The sequence below is a fragment of the Pelomonas sp. Root1217 genome, from assembly GCF_001425705.1.
Taxonomy (GTDB): domain Bacteria; phylum Pseudomonadota; class Gammaproteobacteria; order Burkholderiales; family Burkholderiaceae_C; genus Pelomonas.
The window spans coordinates 256,893-276,485 of sequence record NZ_LMDC01000030.1 but is presented as its reverse complement, the minus strand read 5'-3'; the positions used below and the strand labels follow the sequence as shown (position 1 = coordinate 276,485).

Here is a 19,593-nt window from a genome sequence, read left to right as displayed (position 1 = left end):
CGTTGGAGGGTGGGATCAGCCGACCCGAATCATGCCTCGAAAGGCAGCTTCACCTGGCTGAGATCCTTGCGGGTTTCCACGAGCACCAGCGGGCCTTCGTCGACAACGGCGACCGCTGCCGGCTCGCGGCCCAGCGGGGCCGGTGCGGGTTCAGCCGCAATGGCCGCCTGCACGGCAGCGATCTTGTCGGCATCGGAGTTGACCCACTGCAGGCCGGCGCCTTCGGCGATCGCTTGCAGCTCGCCCATCGGCAGCTCGAAGGCTTCGACAACCGGCGCCGGGGCTGGAGCGGGTGCAGGTGCAGCGACCGGAGCCGGCGCGGCGGCCACGGGAGCCTGGACCGGCGCGGCAGCATTGGCCATCGCGTCTTCGATCAGCGAACTCTGCATCGGTGCGGCGGCCGAGGCGGCCTCCTCGCCAGCAGCGGCTTCCTGGCCTTCGACGGCACCTTCCTCACGGCGATTGCGGTTGCGATTGCGACCACCGCGGCGGCGGCTTTCGCGGCCATGGCCCTCGGCGTCATCACCTTCGACGGGCGGCGTGGCTTCGGCGCCTGCGTCAGCAACAACTTCAGCCGGTGCTTCGGCGCCAGCTTCTGCCGTGCCTTCGGCGCCCGTCTGATCGTCGCGCTCGCGGCCACCACGGCGGCGGCGGCGGCCACGGCCCTGGCGCTCTTCGCCGGCCGGCGTGTCGCCGGTCGGGGGCAGCGCGGCTTCGGCCTGGCTGTCGACAAAGGCGGGCGGCGCGTCATGGACGGCGGCCAGGTCCTCGCTCAACGGCGCGGCAACCGGCAATGCGGCCACCGTCTCGACCGGCGGGCGCTCCTGGCGCTCGCCCCGCGGGCGACGCTCACCACGCTCCGGGCGGTCACCGCCGCGTTCGCTGCGCTCACCACGTTCAGCACGCTCTGCGCGTTCGGGGCGCTCACCGCGCTCGGGGCGTTGCTGCTGTTCAGCCTTGTCAGCACCTTCCGTGCGTGGCTTGCGGTCACCGCGTTCGGTGCGTTCACCGCGGGCTTCCTGCGGCTTGCCATCGCGGCGGCCACCTTGGCCGCGCGGCTCGTTGCGCTCACCGCGTTCGCCACGCTCACCACGGCGGCCACCGTCGCGGCGACCATCGCGGCTGCCCTCGCGCTTGGGTTTGTCCGTCGCGGCGGGCGCCGCTGCGGGGGCCTGGACAGCAGGCGCCGGGGCCGGCGCTGCATCGCCACCGCCGAAGAAGCTGAACAGGCGGCTGAAGAAGCCCTTGGCCTGCGGTGCCGGCGGCGGGGGCGCAACGACAGGCGCCGGTGCGGGCGCGGCCACGACGGGCTCGGGCTTCGGCGCGGCGACCGGCGCGGGCTGCTCGGGCAGGATGCCCTTGATGACCGGCTCCTGCTTGTTCTTCTTCTCGACGTCGCCGCGACGCGTGATGCCGACCTCATCGGTCGGCTCTTCGATCATCGTGTAGCTGGCCTGCAGGTTCTCCAGGCGCGGGTCGTCGTGGCGCAGGCGCTCGAGCTTGTAGTTCGGCGTCTCGAGGTGCTTGTTGGGCACCAGCAGCACGGTGACGCGCTGCTTGAGCTCGATCTTGGTGATCTCGGTGCGCTTTTCGTTCAGCAGGAAGGAGGTCACCTCCACCGGCACCTGCACGTGCACGGCGGCGGTGTTGTCCTTCATCGCCTCTTCCTGGACCATGCGCAGGATCTGCAGGGCCGAGGACTCGGTGTCGCGGATGTGGCCCGTGCCGTTGCAGCGCGGGCAGGTGATGTGGTTGCCTTCGCTGAGCGCCGGGCGCAGGCGCTGGCGGCTCATTTCGAGCAGGCCGAACTTGCTGATGGAGGCGAACTGCACGCGCGCGCGGTCGCTGCGCAGCGCGTCGCGCAGGCGCTGTTCCACGTCACGGCGGTTCTTGCTCTCCTCCATGTCGATGAAGTCGACGACGATCAGGCCGCCCAGATCGCGCAGGCGCATCTGGCGGGCGATTTCGTCGGCCGCTTCGAGGTTGGTGCGGGTGGCGGTTTCCTCGATGTCGGTGCCGCGGGTCGAGCGGGCCGAGTTGACGTCGACGGACACCAGCGCTTCGGTGTGGTCGATGACGATGGCGCCGCCCGACGGCAGGGTCACCGTGCGGCTGTGCGCCGTCTCGATCTGGTGCTCGATCTGGAAACGGCTGAACAGCGGCGCGTCATCACGGTAGCGCTTCACGCGATGGCCCTGGTCGGGCATCACGTGGTTCATGAACTGGCTGGCCTGCTCGTACAGGTCGTCCGTGTCGATCAGGATCTCGCCGATGTCCTGCGTGAAGTAGTCGCGGATCGCGCGGATGACCAGGCTGCTTTCCTGGTAGATCAGGTAGGCGCCCTTGCCGCCCTTGGCCGCGTCATCGATCGCGGTCCAGAGCTTGAGCATGTAGTTCAAGTCCCACTGCAGCTCCGGCGCGGTGCGGCCGATGCCGGCGGTGCGTGCGATCAGGGACATGCCCTTGGGGTACTCGAGCTGGTCGAGATTTTCCTTGAGCTCCTCGCGGTCCTCGCCCTCGATGCGACGGCTGACGCCACCGCCGCGCGGGTTGTTGGGCATCAGCACGAGGTAGCGGCCGGCCAGGCTCACGAAGGTGGTGAGTGCGGCGCCCTTGTTGCCGCGCTCTTCCTTCTCGACCTGGACCAGCAGCTCCTGGCCTTCCTTGATCGCGTCCTTGATGGTCGCGTTCTTGACGTCGGTACCTTCGCGAAAGAACTGGCGCGAGATTTCCTTGAACGGCAGGAAGCCGTGGCGGTCCTCGCCGTAGTCGACGAAGCAGGCTTCGAGCGAGGGCTCGACCCGCGTCACGACGGCCTTGTAGATATTGCCTTTGCGCTGCTCGCGGCCTTCGATTTCGGTCTCGAAGTCCAGCAGCTTCTGGCCATCAACGATCGCGAGGCGCCGCTCTTCCGGCTGCGTCGCATTGATCAGCATGCGTTTCATGTCATCACTCCTCTCGCGCCGGGCGGCTTGTCAGCCGCCGCGAAACGCGCACGTTCATCACGCCGCCAGGCCAAGGCGCTGGCGGCTAAAGATGCACGGGCAATGACTCGAGAACCGAGGAAGGAATCGCCCTGGACCGAAAGCGCGGCCGACCGTGGGGGTCAGCGCGCAGTTGGCGTTGGCGCGTGCGCCGCAGCAGCGGTCATGCGAGCCGAGCCGCCGGCTCCCGCGCGCGCCCGCCCGGCAACAAGCCGGGGCAGGGCGGCCACACCGGGATCTAGCCGGGGCCGCAGGGGTGCGTGTGGGGGGAGGGGCATGCTCATCTGCATGGGCTGCTGGACGCTGGTGACAGCTCGCGCGGCCCGAAGGCCAGGTGCTCTGTCGCCATGGAAACCTTGTTGTCTGCGGGCGCCGGGTTCCTTGAAACAATCAAGGGCAGCGGGGCTCGCGGGTTCTTGTGTCATCGCTCTGCCGCGTCGGGCAGCGGGCCGTTCACTCACTCGGGGAGGAAACCTGCCGGCCGTCTTTCGCGTTGCATCGCCTGTGGCCACCAGGGCTGTGCCCCGTTGGCCACACGTTACCGCCGCTAAAATCAAACAAATCAAATACTTACGGCAGCAACGTGGTGAAAAGGATTATAGGGGCAGGCCAAGTGGCGCCCGACACCACGCAAACCCCTGGCACTGCACCAGCCGCAGTTCCGGCGGTCAGGCGGGTCACGGTGGACGAAGGTTCCGCCGGGCAGCGCCTGGACAACTTCCTGCTGCGCGAGCTCAAGGGGGTGCCCAAGACCCATGTCTACCGCGTCATCCGGGCCGGCGAAGTGCGGGTCAACAAAGGCCGGGCCCAGGCCGACACCCGGCTGGAAATTGGCGACGAGGTGCGCATCCCGCCGGTGCGCCTGCCCGAGCGTCAGGCTCAGCCCGAGGCGCCGGCGCGTGAGTTTCCGGTCGTGTTCGAAGATGAACATCTGCTTGTCATCGACAAGCCGGCCGGCGTGGCGGTGCATGGCGGCTCGGGCGTCAGCTACGGCGTCATCGAGGCGCTGCGCCGCGCGCGGCCGACAGCCAAGTTCCTGGAGCTGGTGCACCGCCTGGACAAGGAAACTTCGGGCCTCTTGATGATCGCCAAGAAGCGCAGCGCGCTGGTCAATCTGCAGGACCAGTTGCGCGAGCGCGAGACCGGCAAGACCTATGCCGCCCTGGTCTGGGGGGATTGGCCGGCCAAGCTCAAGGTCATCGACGTGCCGCTGGTGAAGTTCGTCGGCAGCGATGGCGAGCGCTGGGTCAGGCCGGGCAAGGCCGATGAGGAAGAGGCCAAGCGCTCGATCAGCCTGGTGAAGGTCATCCAGCGCACGCCGCAATTCAGCCTGCTGGATGTGACCATCAAGACCGGCCGCACCCACCAGATCCGCGTGCACCTGCAGCAGGCCGGCCACGCCATCGTCGGCGACCCCAAATACGGCGACTTCGAGCGCAACCGTGAACTCGCGCGCGGGCCCGCGAAGTTTGACCGCATGTTCCTGCATGCGCGGCGCCTGCAGTTTCAGCATCCGGCGACGGGGGAGCCGGTGACCTGCGAGGCGCCATTGCCCACACCCTGCCTGGAACTACTGGGACCCAATAGCGGGTGACTCAAGTGCGACCTGCCTGGCGGCCGTGCGCCCGCCCCTCGGCCCTTTCCCTTTTCTTCTTCTCATCGCCGCTCTGCGGGTCGTGCTCCTTTGGTTAGGGCATGACTGGCGGCTGTAGCACGCGCGCAAGGGCGCTGCACCCTCTAGCTGACCTGGGACAGCATCTGTGAGACGGTCGCGTGCCAGATTGCGCGAGCTGCCCGCAGCTCGATGCCGCGGTCTCCCACCATGGCGGCGGGGTGCTTGTCATAGCCGTGCTCGACCTCTGCGAGGAGCAGCGGCGTTTCGCGCCGTAGAGCAGCGACCATTTTTGTGATGATCCGCCCAGCTATCTGCGGCGGAATACCAAGCGCAGCGCCTGCCTCCAAAAGATGGCGCTGCCGAACCTCACCGAATCGCGTCGCGTCGGGCAACGGAATTCCCATCCGTAGCTCAGGCCAGATCGCCCGGTCCTGCGCGAATGCACGCGTGTGATACGTCCCAGCTGAGATCAAGTCGTAATGCTTGGTGGGCGTGATGCCCTCGGCATCAACCTGGAAGGAGAGGTTCTTGAGGTGGTTGTCGTCGTTGCCGATCAGGACACAGAAGAGCAGCCATTGGAAGATGTGCTGACGGGCCTGCAGGCGATTTCGGCATGCGTCGACAACCTTGGACAAGGTGTCCAATGACGGATGCGTCTTGAAGGACTTGGACTTGTTGAGCAGTTGGCAGGCGTCGATGATGTGTAGGCGCACAGTGCCAGCCTTGCCAATGACGCGGTCAAAACGCTCGACGATGTAGACCGGCTCGGGAACGTAGCGCCGATAGACCGCAGGGGTAGGAAGGCCAATGCGACTCGCCAGTGTCATCGTGAAGAATTCCGTCATCACTGAAGCCGCGTAGTCGGTGCTCGTATGGTTGGGCTTCAGGATGTGTGTGGAGGCTTCGCTGGCAATCGGCTCGAAGAGTTGGTCGTCCTGGTAGATCACCGGCAGCTTGTTTTGAGCCCCGGCCAGAGACATGCGCTTGGGGGCACCTTCGCTTAGCGGATGCCGTGGCAGGTCTTTGATGCGTTGGCTCAGCTCTGCGTCGAGCAGTGCCTTTCGACCGGGGGCGTCTGGGACCGGCTGATCGGGCGGCAGAAGCACCAGCGAACCTGCAGACTCGGCCCCGAGGTACTCCAGGAGGGCGAAGGCGTCGTCTCCGCCCTTGATTCCAGCCTGCTTGCTTACCTCGACTCGCAGACCTTCCTCCGGCAGTAGATTGTCGAAGTACCACTGGACCGGTCTGAGCGTCCCTCCATCCACGTGCACGGGTGTCGAGCGGGGTAGTCCTGGTCCGAGGTCAAAGCCGTCAGGAGCACTCGCCCAGCCCGGTTCATAGGCGAACTCCCAAAGGTCGTTGCCTTCGCTGATCCGGCCGATCAGCCGTGTGTTGAGCCAGACGTTCAGCTCGCGCTTAGTCATCTGTCGATTCGTCTCGGGCTTCGTGGCCGATCTGTACTTTGGCCAGTGTCTCTGTTGAGGTATTGCTTGCGGCCTGGACCCCGTCGTCGCGGTGGACTCTCATCGTCTTGGAGGAAACCTGAGCCCATCGATCCTTGCCAGTGGAGATACCACCTCTGGCGCGAAGTTGCTCTAGAGCCTTCATCGCCTCACCGGGAATGTCGGCCCGCAGTTCGATACCGAGTTCAGCAAGCAGCAGCAGCACGCGGCCAAATTCGACCGTGGGCTTCCCGTGTTCTACGTCCGAGGCGAACTGTTTGCTGACGCCGGTCATGACCGCCGCGTCGTCGATCCTGATGCCTGAGGCCTTGCGAACTGATCGGATGATCTCTCCGAGCTCTGAGGTGGACTTGATTTGGACTTGCATAGAAGTTCCTATTCTCGTAGGAATTGTATGACTGAAGCTTCGCCGTCTGTAAGAATTCCTATGAAGGTAGGAACGACTGCAGTGGCGAAGTTGCAGGAACAAAAATTCCTTAGTACCCAGGAATTGTTGATCTCGAAAGCCTCGCGGGAAATTCTCACGAACGCAGGAACGTTTTTCATCAGCGCAAGAAAGCAGTGCAGCCCACCGGCAGCGAGGATGTCCCTCTGTGTGTCGCCACCCCCGCTGGCGCTACCTCGCTGCGCGGCAAGCGCGACAAGCCTGGACAATCCACACGATGACCACCCGCCCCCAACGCTTCGACCTGATCGCCTTCGACTGGGATGGCACCCTGTTCGACTCCACGGCGTTGATCGCCCGCTGCATCCAGCGCGCCGCTGTCGACATCGGCCTGCCCGAGCCCGGATTCGAGAACTGCCGCTATGTCATCGGCCTGGGTCTGCGCGATGCTCTGGAGCATGCCGTGCCCGGCCTGGCCGCTGAGCGCTACCCCGAGCTGGGCCTGCGTTACCGCCACCACTATCTCGCGTCGGAGCACGAACTCTCGCTGTTCGAAGGCACGCTGGAGATGCTGGAAGCCTTGAAGGCGCGGCACCACTGGCTGGCCGTGGCGACCGGCAAGAACCGCGCGGGCCTGGACCGCGTGCTGGCTTCGAGTGAGTTGGGCCACCTGTTCGACGGCACGCGCACGGCCGACCAGACGCGCTCCAAGCCGCATCCCCAGATGCTGCTTGAGCTGATGAAGGAGTTCGGCACCGAGCCCGAGCGCACGCTGATGATCGGCGACACGACGCATGACCTGCAGCTGGCCATGAATGCCGGTGTGCCCTGCGTCGCGGTCAGCTTTGGCGCGCATGACCACGAGACCTTTGCCGAGTTCAAGCCGCTCTTCGTTGCGCACTCGACGCGCGAGCTGCACGACTGGCTGATCGCACATGCCTGAGCCCGAAGTCGCGCCGCCGCAGCGCCTGTGCGCGTCGGCCGAGTTGCCCGAACGCGGCAAGGCCGTCAGCTTCGACGTCATCCAGTGGCGCGAGCCGGTGCGCGCCTTCGCGCTGCGCTTCGATGGCAAGGCCGTCGCCTATCTGAACCGCTGCGCCCATGTGCCTACAGAGATGGACTGGCAGGAAGGCGAGTTCCTGGATAGCGACAAGCGCTTCATCATGTGCAGCATCCATGGCGCCGTCTACGACCCGCTGACCGGCCAATGCCTGATGGGCCCTTGCAACCGCGGGCGGCTGACCAAGATCGAACTGACCGAGCGTGACGGCGAGGTCTACTGGCACCCGACCCGCGACACCAAACCCGCTTTTGAAGATTGATATGAGCAGCACCTCCGACGATTCCCTGCCGCCCCCGATGCCCGACCCCGTCGGCGTGCCGGTACAGCTCACCCCGCAAAACGAAACGCTGCTGGCCCAGCTGGCGCGCGACTTCCTGCGCGAGCGGCGGCTGGAGCGGCGCTGGCGCACGGTGTTCCGGCTGTTCTGGCTGTTGCTCGCGGCCCTGCTGGTCTACAGCCTGTGGCTGCAGGGCGGGCATGTGACGCCGACGACGGCGCCGCACACTGCCCTCGTCGAGGTGCGTGGCGAGATCGCCGCCGACACCGAGGCCAGCGCCGAGCAACTGCTGGCTGCGCTGAAGGACGCTTTCAAAGACGCTGGCGCCCAGGCTGTCGTGCTGCGCATCAACTCGCCCGGCGGCAGCCCGGTGCAGGCGGGCATCGTCTATGACGAGATCAAGCGGCTGAAGAAGCAGTACGACAAGCCGGTCTATGCCGTCGTCGAGGAGATGTGTGCCTCCGGCGCGTACTACATCGCCGCAGCGGCCGACGAGATCTATGTCGACAAGGCCTCGGTCGTCGGCTCCATCGGCGTGCTGATGGATGGCTTTGGCTTCACCGGCCTGATGGACAAGGTCGGCGTCGAGCGCCGCCTGCTGACCGCCGGCGAGAACAAGGGCATGCTGGACCCGTTCAGTCCGCTGGTTCCGAAGCAGCGCGCCTACGCGCAAGCCATGCTGGACCAGATCCACCAGCAGTTCATCGCCGTGGTGCGCGAAGGCCGCGGCAAGCGGCTCAAGGAGACGCCGGAGACCTTCTCGGGCCTGTTCTGGAACGGCGAGCAGGCCGTCAAGCTGGGCTTGGCCGACCACTTCGGCAACCTCGACTATGTGGCCCGCGAGGTCGTCAAGGCCGAGGACGTCATCGACTACACGCCGCGCGAGAACGTGGCTGAGCGCCTGGCCAAGCGCTTTGGCGCGGCCATGGGCGCCGGCGCGGTGAAGGCGCTGAGAGAGATGGCACCGATCCGCTGACCTCCAAAGCCTGGCCGAGGCGTGCGTGCGTCACCCGGTCAGGATAGGTCGAAGCGTCTCGATTTCGGCGACGACGAAATCGAAGAACGCGGCGACACGCGGTGTGCGCCTGAGCTCGGCCGTGGTCAGCAGGCGCCAATTGCGCGTCAGCTCGGCCACGGGCTCGATCACCCGCACAAGGTCGGGCTCGGCATCGCCCAGAGCGGTCGGCAGGGCCGCCACGCCGACGCCAGCCTTGGCCGAATAGACCAGACCAAGCACGCTCGTGCTGCGCGCGACGAGCACCGCGTCCGGCGCGATCCGGCGCAACCAGGTGGCGATGCGGTGCTTGGCCATCGTGTCATCAAAACCGACCAAGGCGTGTCCGGCCAGGTCCTCCACCCGGCTCGGTCGGCCGTGGCGCTCGATGTAGGACGCACTGGCATAGACCGCCCAGACGGAATCGGCGATCTTGCGACCGACCAGCGCGCCATCGTCGGTGTCGCCCGAGCGCAGCGCCACGTCGGCCTCGCCTGCGGCCAGGTCGACGTACTTGTCGCTCATGACGAAGTGCACCTGCAGAGCCGGATGGCGGACCCGGAATAGCTCAAGCAGCTTGGACTGCGTGATGCGGTAAACGATGGGCTCGGGGCAGGTCACGCGGATGACACCCGAAACCTCCGCGGTGGCGCTCGTCAGTTGCTGCTTGAAACGGGCCACCGCCTCCTCGACCTGCTCGGCATGCGGCAACAGCGCCTGGCCGAACGCGGTCAACCTGTAGCCGCTGGGCTGGCGCTCCACCAGCGGCAGCCCGAAGCGACGCTCCAGCTGAGTCAAGCGCCGTTGCACTGTCGACTGGTCCAACCCCAGTGCGCGGCCCGCCGCCAGGGTGCTGCCGTGGCGCGCCACCGCCAAGAGGTGCTTCAGATCGTCCCAATCGAAGTCCTGAGGGCTATGCGCCATCGCGGCTCCCGTTCTGCAGATTTGCGGCTTTCGTGAAGGCTTGCCGAGCCGTAGGCTGAAGGCATGACTGCAACCGGAACCGAATTCAAGGCCGCTGCGCGCACCCAGTGGGACGCCGCTGCGGCGGGCTGGGACAAGCATACGCCGGCACTTCGCGCCTGGCTGCGCCAGACCACGGACGCCATGATCGCCATGGCCGACGTGCAGCCAGGCTGGCGCGTGTTGGACGTGGCTGCCGGCGCGGGCGACCAGACGCTGGACCTGGCCGAGCGGGTCGGTCCCGCCGGCGCCGTCACCGCGGTCGATTTGTCACCTGTTCTGGTAGCCTTGGGTCAGCAAAGGGCCAGTCGCGCCGGCGTTGCGCAGGTGCGTTGGTGCGTGGGCGACGGCGAGGCGCTGCCGGTCGAGCCAGACAGCTTCGATGCGGCGGTCAGCCGGCTCGGGCTGATGCTTTTCCCAGATCCGTTGCAAGGCCTGCGCGAAATGCACCGCGCGCTGCGCCCCGGCGGGCGCATCTGCACGGTGGTGTTCGCAGGCCCGCTGCGTAACCCCTGCGTGGCAACACTTCTGGCGACGGCGCGGCGTCATGCCGGACTGCCAGCGCTCGACCCTGCAGAGCTCGGCATGCCCGGCAGCCTGTTCAGCCTCTCGCGCCCCGGCCAGCTCGACGCGCTTTTCCACGAGGCCGGCTTCGTCGACGTCGCGACGACTGCGATGGACGCAGTCTTTCGGATGCCGACGGTCGATGACTACCTCGCCTTCGTGCGCAGCTCTGCCAGCCCTGTGCTGCAGATCCTGAGCCGCCTCGACGACGGGGCCGCACAGGCCGCCTGGGACGACATCCGCGGCCAGATGGCCGTTTTCGGCTCGTCATCCGGCTGGGCTGGCCCGAACGAGCTGCTGCTGACCGCGGCGCGCAAACCCCAGGGCGCCGCATGACCGCCGGCCTCACCCGCCGCCACGCGCTGCGCGGCGGCCTGGCGCTGAGCGCGCTGCCGCTGGCGCACCCGACGCAAGCGGCAACCGACGGGGTGTTGCGGCTGCTCTGCAGCGGCCCGGCAGGCAGCATTCCAGACCTGGTGGCGCGCGCACTGGCCGATGCCCTGTCGCCCACGCGGCGCGCCATCGTCGACAACCGCCCTGGCGCGGCCGGCCAATTGAGCGTGAGTGCGTTGAAGTCGGCACCCGCCGATGGCTCGGTTGTGCTGGTTGCCCAGGGCGCCATCGCCACGGTCTACCCCAGTCTTTACACCCGGCTGGCCTACAACCCGGACGTGGATCTGCGGCCGGTCACGCTCGCCTGCGAGATGACGCTGGCGCTGGCCGTGGGGCCCGCCGTGCCGGCCACCGTGGTGACGCTGGCTGACTTCATCGCCTGGCTGCGCGCCAACCCGGCGACTGCCAACGTCGGTTCACCGGGCGCCGGCACGCTGGCGCACCTGCTCGAAGTCCTGCTGTTCGGCCAGACCCACGTGACATGGCAGCACATCGCCTACTCGGGCGGGCCGCCAGCGGTGAACGACCTGCTCGGCGGGCAGATCGCCGCGTTGGTCTTGCCCGAAGGCCTGCTGCGCCAGCACCACGCGGCCGGCCGGGTGCGCGTGCTCGCCACCTCCGGCCCGGCACGCAGCGCCTATTTGCCCGATGTGCCGGCCTTCGCGGAGCAGGGGCGAGCAGACCTGATCGTCAAGGAATGGTTCGCCGTCTTTGCCCCTGGCGCGACGCCCCCGGAAACGGTCGCCGGGCTGGCTGAGGTGCTGCAAAACGCGATCAGCGATCCGGTGGTGGCGACTGTTTTCGCCCAAGCCGGCATGACGCCGACCTCGTCTTCGCCCCTTGCCCTGGCCGCGCGCATCGCCGCGGAACAGCGCGACTGGAAGCCGCTGCTGCGACGCCACGGCATCACGATTGACTAGATGTGAATCATCACCGGAGACCTACCCATGCGAACGCCTTTGTCACTCCCCCGCCTGGCGCTGCTCGCCGCACTGCTGCCAGGCGCTGCGCTTGCGACCAGCGCACTGGATGCCTACGTGCTGACAGCGGGCGGCAGCTCGAGCTTCGGCGCCAACGGCAATCCCTTCGGTTGCTCCACCTTTGCGCCGGACAGCGGCTCGGCCCTCTTCGGCCGCACGCTGGAACTGGCGCTGCCGACCGATGGTTCGATTTGCGGCGTGGCCGGCGTGCCGCGCAGCGCAAGCGCGCGAAGCGGCTCGGTGCAACTGGCGGCCCCACTGGCTGTGAACTTCGGCGCGCCCACCGACCCGCGCAGCTTCACCGGCGATGCACAGGCGCGTGCCGGCTTCGGGAGCCTGGGCGTGCGGGTGGTCTCGAGCTACAGCGGCACGTCCGACAACAGCGTGGTCGCTGGCGCCCAGGCCGGCGCTCGGCAAATTGATGCGCTGACCGTGGGCGGCGGTCATGGCAACGGGACCTACCGCGCCACCATCACGCTCGACGGCGCCTTCCTCAATGTCGGCCGCACCGAAAGCGAAATCGAGTTCGGCTATTCGGTTGGCACCGGCCCGACGCTGCTGGCGCTGCGCATCATGGGCGCGCAGGACGGGGCGGTGTCGTTCTATGCCAATGGCGCGTTCCAGGCCGCACTGCCCGGCATGGCGGTGAGCGGCGACCCGGTGCATGGCGTCAAGGTGGCGGGCAGCACGAGCTTCTCGTTCGACGTGCCCATCGTGTTCGGCGTCGCGCAGGACATCGGGCTGAGCTTGTGGGCTGCCACGCTGCCGCGTTCCAGCGCCGGCCTGCTGAGCGCCAGTGGCGCGGACGTCAGCTTTCTCAGCAGCGCCAGACTCACGGGCATCGAGGTGTTCGACAGCGGCGGTCAGGCCGTCCCCGACTTCACCATCACGTCCGGGTCCGGCACGCTGTACGGGCCGGGAGGTGTCGCCGCCGTGCCTGAACCCAGCACCGCGCTCATGCTGGGTGGCGGGTTGCTGTGCTGGATCGGCATGAGACGCCACGCCAGGGTCAGCGCGTCGCGCGCTCTGCTCGCGCCCACGGCCCCTTGAAGAGGATGTCGCTGACCGGCAACAAAAAGGCCGCAGCCATTGCGGGCTGCGGCCTTGCGCGGAGCGCTGATGCGCTTACTGCGTCTTGGTTTCGGTCTTGGCAGGCATGTCGCCGGTCTTGGCGGCAGCGTGCTTCTTCGCATGGTGCTTCGGCGCGTGCTTGGCAGCGCTGGCTGCATCGGCCGGCGTGGCGGCGACAGCAGGTGTCGCAGCGGTGGCCGCAGCAGTCTTGGTGGCGGGTGTTGCCGCCGTGGCGGGCGTCGCAGCGGTGGCCGGCGTGGCAGCCGGAGTCTGGGCCAGGGCCACGCCCGAAGCGAGCGTGATGAGGGCAGTGGCGATCGTGGTCTTCAGCGTGTTCATCTTGAGGGCTCCAAGGTGGTTCGGGGATTTCGGATCGGCTTGCGCAAGCTTGGGGTGACAACGACGCTTCGTCCCGCGTCGTTGACCCCGTTGCAATGCCTTACACCGGCAGAATCGGGCCCATGAACACCGCATCCCACTTCGACTGGAGCGCTGGCTACCCAAGCCGGCGCAGCCCGCTGTTCGCGCGCAACATCGTCTCGACCTCGCATCCGCTGGCGGCCCAGGCCGGGTTGCGCATGCTGCAGGCGGGCGGCAACGCGGTCGATGCGGCGATCGCGACGGCCGCCTGCATGACGCTGGTGGAGCCCTGCAGCAACGGCCTGGGCTCGGATGCTTTCTGCATCCTGTGGGACGGCCAGCAGTTGCATGGGCTGAACGCATCCGGCCCGGCGCCGGCCGCGTGGACGCCAGAGTATTTCGGGGGGCAGGTCATGCCCAGGCGCGGCTGGGGCTCGGTGACCGTGCCCGGCGCAGTGGGCGGCTGGATGGCGCTGAGCGAGCGCTTCGGCAAGCTGCCGTTCGCCGACCTGTTGCAGCCCGCCATCGAGATCGCCGAACGCGGCTACGCGGTGCCGTCGATCGTGCAGGGCAAGTGGGCCATGGCGGCGGCGTTGAGCGAGCTCACCTCGCAGCCCGGCTTTGCTCGGGCTTTTCTGCCGCATGGGCGAGCGCCCGAGGTGGGCGAGCTGTTCCGCTTTCAGGAGGCGGCGCGCAGCCTGAAGCTGATTGCCCAGTCCAAGGGCCAGGCGTTCTACCGCGGCGAGATTGCACAGGCTCTGGCTCGATTTGCGGGCGAAACCGGCGGCGCACTGACTGAAGCCGATCTTGCGGCCTACCAACCTGAGTGGGTCACGCCGCTGGCGAAGGACTTCGCCGGTCATACGTTGCACGAGATCCCGCCCAACGGCCAGGGCATCGCCGCACAAATGGCGCTGGGCCTGCTGGAACATTGCAATGTGACGGCGCACGAGGGCGACAGCCCCGAAGCCCAGCATCTGATGATCGAGGCGATGAAACTGGCCTTTGCCGACGTCTACCGCTACGTGGCCGAGCCCGGCGCGATGACGGTCAGCGCGGCGCAGTTGCTCGATCCCGACTATCTTGCTTCGCGCGCCAGACTCATCGACCCGCAGCGCGCCCAGGTCTTCGGTGCCGGCAACCCCATCAAGGGCGGCACCATCTACCTGACCGCGGCCGATGAATCCGGAATGATGGTCAGCTTCATCCAGAGCAACTACATGGGCTTCGGCTCCGGCCTGGTGTTGCCGGGCTATGGCATCAGCCTGCAAAACCGCGGCCACTGCTTCACGCTGGAGGCTGGCCACCCCAACCGGGTCGCACCGGGCAAGCGGCCCTTCCACACCATCATCCCGGCATTCCTGACCCAGGAGGGCGCGCCCGTGATGAGCTTCGGCGTGATGGGCGGCAACATGCAGCCGCAGGGCCACATGCAGACGCTGGTGCGCATGCTCTGCTATGGCCAGAACCCGCAGGCCGCCTGCGATGCGCCGCGCTGGCGTTTCAACGAAGGCTTGTCGATCAACATCGAGCCGCACATGCCGGCGGCCACCATCGAGGCGCTGCGCGGTCGCGGCCATGAGATCGGCGACATCCACGACAGCTACCAGGACTTCGGTGCCGGCCAGTTCATCTGGCGGCTGGGTGATCCGGGTGTCGAGGGTTATGTGGCGGCCAGCGATCCGCGGCGTGATGGCGCGGCCGTGGGCTACTGAAGTGGAGGTCCTGCGCCTGCACCCCGGGGACGACCTGCGCGGCGCGCTGGAAGGTCGCACCGCCTTTGTCGTCGCCGGCATCGGCAGCCTCCTTCATGCGCAACTGCGCTTCGCGGGCGAGCCGGAGCCGACGACCATCGCCGGGCCGCTCGAGATACTGACGCTCAGCGGCAGCTTGACGCCCGATGGCGCGCATCTGCATGCCAGCGTGTCCGATGCGGCCGGCCGCGTGTTCGGTGGCCACGTATGCGCTGGTTGCGAGGTGCGCACGACGGCCGAGCTGCTGATCGCGTCGCTGCCCGTGGGTTCACTGTCGCGCGAATTCGACGCGGCCACCGGCTACACCGAACTTAGAAGCAGATAGAGAAGAACCATCACACCGACAGTCCGTCTGCCGCTTCGGGAGTACCATCGAAACATCCGCCTGGCGGCAAGCCTGGCGGCAAGCCTGGCGGCAAGCCTGGCGGCAATTCACGGAGTTGTGCATGTCAACTGGACCGCAACGCATCGAAGCGGTCCTGGCGCGTCATCTCGCAGAAGGCGTTAGTTCAGCGGTGATTGCCGACGCGGCCTGTGAGCTGTGGCGTCGGGTCGACACCAGCTTGTCACCCATCATCGGGCGCCATGGCGTGGCAGCGCTGCTCAAGCGCAGCCTGCACCTCACGAGCGCTGCCCATCCTGCATTGTTGGTCGCTGCAAGCGCCGACACCCGCCCAGGTGATTTCCGTGCGTTGCGCGCGGCGCTGGCGGGTCAGGCCAGCGCGGAGGCCGCCGCGCTGAATGCCGCGTTGCTGGGCACCTTCTACGACCTGCTGTCCAGCCTGATCGGCGCCACGCTCACGGAGCGGCTGCTGGATCCCGTATGGGCTTCACCTTCCACCGACGCGCCCACACAGGACTCTGAAACATGACCACCACCAAAGCAACCATCAACCGCCTGGCCACGGGCGTGCAGGGTTTGGACCAGGTGTTGGGCGGCGGCCTGCCGGAGTTTTCGTTCAACATCATTGCCGGCCCCCCGGGCTGCGGGAAGACGACGTTGGCGCATCAGATGATGTTCGCGCTGGCCACGCCCGAACGGCCAGCGCTTTACTTCACTGTGCTCGGCGAACCGCCGTTGAAGATGCTGCGCTATATGCAGCAGTTCGAGTTCTTCGACAGTGTGCAGGTCAACCGGTCGATCTACTTCATCAACCTGGCCGACGACACCGCCGCCGGGGATCTGGACAAGGTGCTGGACAAGATCGTTACAGCCGTCGAGCTGCACAGCCCTGGCCTGGTCTTCGTCGACTCCTTTCGCTCGGTGATGCTGGCCAGCCAGGGCAGCGGCAACAGCTACATCACCTTGCAGCAATTCGTCCAGCAGCTAGGCATGTTGATGACCAGCTGGCAGGCGACCACGTTCCTGATCGGCGAGTACTTCACCGACGCCGATCCCAACCCGGTCTTCACCGTCGCCGACGGTCTGATCTGGCTGCGCCAGAGCACCAAGCGCAACTCCATCGTGCGCAATATGGAAGTCATGAAGTTGCGCGGCCAGGCGACATCGCCCGGCCTGCATACCTTTCGCATCGGTTCTGACGGCATCACCGTGTTTCCGCCCGTGCTGCAATCGCTCACGCCCGTCGATGCGGCCGTTGAAACAGGCGAGCGGCTTAGCATCGGCGTAACCGACCTTGACGCCTTGATGGGCGGCGGCCTGCCACGCGGCTACTCACTGCTGGTGGCGGGGCCCTCAGGTTCGGGCAAGACCATCCTGGCCTCGGCCTTCCTTGCAGAAGGCGCACGGCGTGGCGAGACGGGCGTCATCGCCTCCTTCGAGCAGCGCCCAAGTCTCTCGCGCACGCCGGCGGTGGCCGAGCTGGTCGGGAGCGGCCGCGTCGGGCTTGTGGACACACGGGCGGCCGGCATGTCGGTCGACGAACTGTCGATTTTGCTGATCGCGGAGATCCAACGCCTGGGCGCGAGCCGCGTGGTCATCGACTCGCTGTCGGGCTTCGAGCTCGCGCTCGCGCCGACCTTCCGCGAGGATTTCCGCGAGTCGCTCGCGCGCATGGTCACCGCACTGGCCAGCACCGGCGCCACGCTGTTGATGACGTCGGAGCTGGAAGACCGCTATGACGACCTGCGCTTCAGTCCCTATGGCACGGCTTTCCTGACCGACGCCATCATCGTGCAGCGGTATATCGAGGTGGACAGCCGCCTGCAGCGCGTGCTGGCCGTCGTCAAGGTCCGCGCCAGCGCGCATTCCAATGAGTTGCGCCTGTTCCACGTCAACGACGAGGGCATCCAGATCGGCGAAATGCTGGAGGGCTATGAAGGCCAGCTGGCCGGCCGGCCAACACGCCGGGCAGGGGCTCAGGCGCCGTCGGCATCAGTTTTGGGCCCGAAGCAGCCGTGAGCGACGACGCCCATCCGCCGCGGGCGCCCCCTGCCACAGCGCAGCAGCCCGACAAGGACGCCGACGCCATGCGTGCGGAACTCCTGCGTCTGCGGCGAGACCTCGAAGACGTGCAGCAGCAGTTCAGCGCCACGCAGGCAGCGCAACTGCGGGATGCGAACGAGCAACTCGTACTGGCGGTGATGCAAGCCGAGGTGATAGCCGAGGCGGCGACGGACAAATTGAGGGCGATGACGCGCATCACCCAGCGCGATGCCCTGACCGACACGCCCAACCGCGCGCTGATGCTGGACCGGCTGCATACGGCGTTGTCGATGGCCAAGCGCCGGCACTCACGCAGCGCGGTGCTGTTTGTCGACATCGACCGTTTCAAGCACATCAACGACAGTTTTGGCCATCTGATCGGCGACGAGGCGCTCAAACTTGTTGCGCTGAGCCTCGAAGCGGCCGTGCGCGATTCGGACACCGTCAGTCGCCACAGTGGCGATGAGTTCCTGGTGCTCTTGGCCGAGATATCGAAGGCCGCTGACGCCGCCCATATCGCGCTGAAGATGCTGGATTCGATCGCTGCAATCCGCATCGACAGCCTGCCTTCGTTCCGCGTCAGGGCCAGCGTCGGCATTGCGATCTACCCCGATGACGGTCGTACCGCCATGCAGTTGATCGACAGGGCCGATTCGGCCATGTACCGCGCCAAGAAAGCGGGCGGTGGTGGGTTCCAGTTCCACGGCGCAGAGGAAGTGCCGGACAGCGGACGCGCACCGGACTTCGGCGACACGAACGGTCTGGGCTCGCAGCCTGTGCCGCTCGACACTGGATCCAGCCCGGATCCGCACCGCCATGCCTTGCGTGACGCCAACGAGCAATTGCTCTTGTCAGCGCTTGCATCCAAGGTGTTGGAGGAGCGCACGACGCACGCGCATCAACAGCATGTCATCCATCTGGCGATGGTCGCGCACGAATTGCGCAGCCCGCTTGCGCCGCTGAGCAATGCCGCAGAACTGCTCAGCCGCGCCCGCGGCGACGAAAGCCGCCATGCGTGGCTGCAAGAGGTCATCAAACGGCAGGTTGCGCACATGGCCCGCATCGTCGATGACCTGCTGGATGGATCTCGCGCCGAGACCGGCAAGTTCCATCTGGTCTGCGGCAATGTGGATTTGGTAGAGATTCTTGGCGGGGTGGCCCAGGCCTGCCAACCGTCGATGGACGAGAAGCATCAGCGCCTGCGCGTTTCTCTTCCACAAGGCCCGCTGAACGTGCATGGCGATGCTGTGCGGCTCGAGCAAGTTTTTCGAAACCTGCTCGACAACGCGGTCAAGTACACGCGTGAACGGGGGCATATTGCCGTCACGGCTGCCGTGACCGATCGCATGATCTCGGTCACCGTGTCGGACAACGGCATCGGCATCGTGGCGGAGGCCTTGCCGCATGTATTCGACCTTTTCGTTCAGAACGAGCATGCGATGGCCATGCACCACGGCGGCCTTGGCATTGGGCTGGCGGTGGTGCGCGAACTGGTGGAGGCGCATGGTGGCTCGGTCGTCGCCATGAGCCCGGGCCATGACAAGGGCAGCGACTTCGTGGTCAAGCTGCCGCTGACCGGGCTTGCCCCGGCTGCCGCCTTGCTCTGACAGATAGCCTGCCTCAGCGATTTCATTGGCGCGCCGCTCGCATTCGCAGCGCCACGTCACAAGGTACAGCCGCTCGTGTGCGCGCGCAGGAGAGAAGCGATCTCCGTGAAACCCTCAGTCGGCCGTCCGGTTCCCCGCGACACGCCGGCAAAGCAGATCGCCCCCATCACTGACTGCCAACCGCCATGAGGCGGCCTCAGCTTCGGACGACGCCTGGCCCAGCATGGCCATCAGCGCCTCATGGGCTGCGGTGCGGGCCGCTTCGAGCTCGCGGCGCTTCTCGTCGTCGAGCGTGCTGCTTGCGGCCGCTGTGCTGAAGACCGAACGCGTGATCGCCTTGCATTGGGCTTCGGCTGCCCGCCAAGTCTGATACAGAGCTGTGAAGTCGCGGTTCATGGCACACCCCGTACAAGTGCGTCGACATGACCCGCAGCCAAGCAAGGCGCTCCAGGGCACGAAGGAGGAGCGCACACGGGAAGAGTGGCTATGGTACTGAGAAGCGCTGGCAGTGCGGCTGGCAGTGTGGCTGCCGATGCGCCTGCACCTCACGGTCGCAGGCCAGGCTCGGCTGAGGCGGTTCGCCCCAAGCGACCTGTCGTCTGCAAGCCATGACTGCCGGCACGCGACACCGCGCAGCCGCGCTGCTAGCATGCAGCGCATGACCAAGTTGCTCGACCTCGACTGACGCCCCTGCGCGTCGTTTCATCCCGGCGGGGCTGACCCGCCCGTCGAGT

At 66.8% G+C, this 19,593-nt stretch carries 18 protein-coding genes; 12 read left to right on the top strand and 6 right to left on the bottom strand.

Going from position 1 to position 19,593, the window contains the following annotated elements:
- Positions 1-29 precede the first annotated feature (29 nt).
- A complete protein-coding gene (locus tag ASC95_RS28155) occupies positions 30-2,945 on the bottom strand; it encodes an Rne/Rng family ribonuclease (protein ID WP_057301008.1) in 2,916 nt (971 codons plus the stop codon).
- Positions 2,946-3,570: 625 nt separating this feature from the next.
- Between ASC95_RS28155 and ASC95_RS28150 the strand changes: the two genes are divergently transcribed.
- Complete coding sequence (locus ASC95_RS28150) at positions 3,571-4,578, top strand: RluA family pseudouridine synthase (protein ID WP_082568207.1); 1,008 nt, start codon at positions 3,571-3,573, stop codon at positions 4,576-4,578.
- Positions 4,579-4,721: 143 nt separating this feature from the next.
- Here ASC95_RS28150 and ASC95_RS28145 read toward each other — a convergent pair whose 3' ends face one another.
- Together ASC95_RS28145 and ASC95_RS28135 are read right to left on the bottom strand one after the other, a co-directional pair.
- Positions 4,722-6,023, bottom strand: a complete 1,302-nt coding sequence (locus ASC95_RS28145) for a HipA domain-containing protein (protein ID WP_082568186.1) — start codon at positions 6,021-6,023, stop codon at positions 4,722-4,724.
- Complete coding sequence (locus ASC95_RS28135; protein WP_057301004.1) at positions 6,016-6,429, bottom strand: helix-turn-helix domain-containing protein; 414 nt, start codon at positions 6,427-6,429, stop codon at positions 6,016-6,018. The genes ASC95_RS28145 and ASC95_RS28135 overlap by 8 nt, the downstream gene beginning before the upstream one ends.
- Before the next feature lie 295 nt (positions 6,430-6,724).
- Between ASC95_RS28135 and ASC95_RS28130 the strand changes: the two genes are divergently transcribed.
- From ASC95_RS28130 to ASC95_RS28120, 3 genes are read left to right on the top strand one after another with little or no spacing between them, the layout of a single operon-like run.
- Positions 6,725-7,390, top strand: a complete 666-nt coding sequence (locus tag ASC95_RS28130) for an HAD family hydrolase (protein ID WP_057301003.1) — start codon at positions 6,725-6,727, stop codon at positions 7,388-7,390.
- Positions 7,383-7,769, top strand: coding sequence for a Rieske 2Fe-2S domain-containing protein (locus ASC95_RS28125; RefSeq protein WP_057301002.1), 387 nt, complete (start codon positions 7,383-7,385; stop codon positions 7,767-7,769). Before ASC95_RS28130 ends, ASC95_RS28125 begins: the two co-directional genes overlap by 8 nt.
- A 1-nt stretch (position 7,770) precedes the next feature.
- Positions 7,771-8,763 (top strand): S49 family peptidase, encoded by a 993-nt coding sequence (locus tag ASC95_RS28120; RefSeq protein WP_082568185.1) that lies wholly within the window; start codon positions 7,771-7,773, stop codon positions 8,761-8,763.
- 30 nt (positions 8,764-8,793) lie between these two features.
- Here ASC95_RS28120 and ASC95_RS28115 read toward each other — a convergent pair whose 3' ends face one another.
- Entirely contained in the window at positions 8,794-9,705 is a 912-nt protein-coding gene (locus ASC95_RS28115; protein WP_057301001.1) for a LysR family transcriptional regulator, read from the bottom strand.
- A 183-nt stretch (positions 9,706-9,888) separates the two neighbouring features.
- Between ASC95_RS28115 and ASC95_RS28110 the strand changes: the two genes are divergently transcribed.
- Genes ASC95_RS28110 through ASC95_RS28100 form a run of 3 tightly spaced genes read left to right on the top strand, consistent with a single transcriptional unit; the run spans position 9,889 to position 12,731 of the window.
- Positions 9,889-10,644, top strand: a complete 756-nt coding sequence (locus ASC95_RS28110; protein WP_235538081.1) for a class I SAM-dependent methyltransferase — start codon at positions 9,889-9,891, stop codon at positions 10,642-10,644.
- A complete protein-coding gene (locus ASC95_RS28105; protein WP_057300999.1) occupies positions 10,641-11,621 on the top strand; it encodes a tripartite tricarboxylate transporter substrate-binding protein in 981 nt (326 codons plus the stop codon). The genes ASC95_RS28110 and ASC95_RS28105 overlap by 4 nt, the downstream gene beginning before the upstream one ends.
- Positions 11,622-11,648: 27 nt before the next feature.
- Entirely contained in the window at positions 11,649-12,731 is a 1,083-nt protein-coding gene (locus ASC95_RS28100) for a PEP-CTERM sorting domain-containing protein (protein WP_082568183.1), read from the top strand.
- A 75-nt stretch (positions 12,732-12,806) separates the two neighbouring features.
- Here ASC95_RS28100 and ASC95_RS28095 read toward each other — a convergent pair whose 3' ends face one another.
- Complete coding sequence (locus ASC95_RS28095) at positions 12,807-13,091, bottom strand: hypothetical protein (RefSeq protein ID WP_057300997.1); 285 nt, start codon at positions 13,089-13,091, stop codon at positions 12,807-12,809.
- 122 nt (positions 13,092-13,213) lie between these two features.
- Here ASC95_RS28095 and ASC95_RS28090 point away from each other — a divergent pair, with 122 nt between their 5' ends.
- From ASC95_RS28090 to ASC95_RS28070, 5 genes are all read left to right on the top strand, one after another.
- Entirely contained in the window at positions 13,214-14,827 is a 1,614-nt protein-coding gene (locus ASC95_RS28090) for a gamma-glutamyltransferase family protein (RefSeq protein WP_057300996.1), read from the top strand.
- Entirely contained in the window at positions 14,805-15,191 is a 387-nt protein-coding gene (locus ASC95_RS28085; protein ID WP_057301109.1) for a PPC domain-containing DNA-binding protein, read from the top strand. Before ASC95_RS28090 ends, ASC95_RS28085 begins: the two co-directional genes overlap by 23 nt.
- A 121-nt stretch (positions 15,192-15,312) precedes the next feature.
- Complete coding sequence (locus ASC95_RS28080; RefSeq protein ID WP_157256545.1) at positions 15,313-15,738, top strand: hypothetical protein; 426 nt, start codon at positions 15,313-15,315, stop codon at positions 15,736-15,738.
- Positions 15,735-17,228, top strand: a complete 1,494-nt coding sequence (locus ASC95_RS28075; RefSeq protein WP_057300994.1) for an ATPase domain-containing protein — start codon at positions 15,735-15,737, stop codon at positions 17,226-17,228. The genes ASC95_RS28080 and ASC95_RS28075 overlap by 4 nt, the downstream gene beginning before the upstream one ends.
- Positions 17,225-18,859 carry a diguanylate cyclase domain-containing protein gene (locus ASC95_RS28070; RefSeq protein ID WP_057300993.1) on the top strand — a complete coding sequence of 545 codons (1,635 nt, stop codon included), beginning with the start codon at positions 17,225-17,227 and terminating at the stop codon, positions 18,857-18,859. Before ASC95_RS28075 ends, ASC95_RS28070 begins: the two co-directional genes overlap by 4 nt.
- A gap of 114 nt (positions 18,860-18,973) precedes the next feature.
- Here the strand turns inward: ASC95_RS28070 and ASC95_RS28065 are convergent, their stop codons facing one another.
- Positions 18,974-19,255: a hypothetical protein gene (locus ASC95_RS28065; RefSeq protein WP_057300992.1), complete on the bottom strand. Its 282-nt coding sequence runs from the start codon at positions 19,253-19,255 to the stop codon at positions 18,974-18,976.
- Between the last annotated feature and the right edge of the window lie 338 nt (positions 19,256-19,593).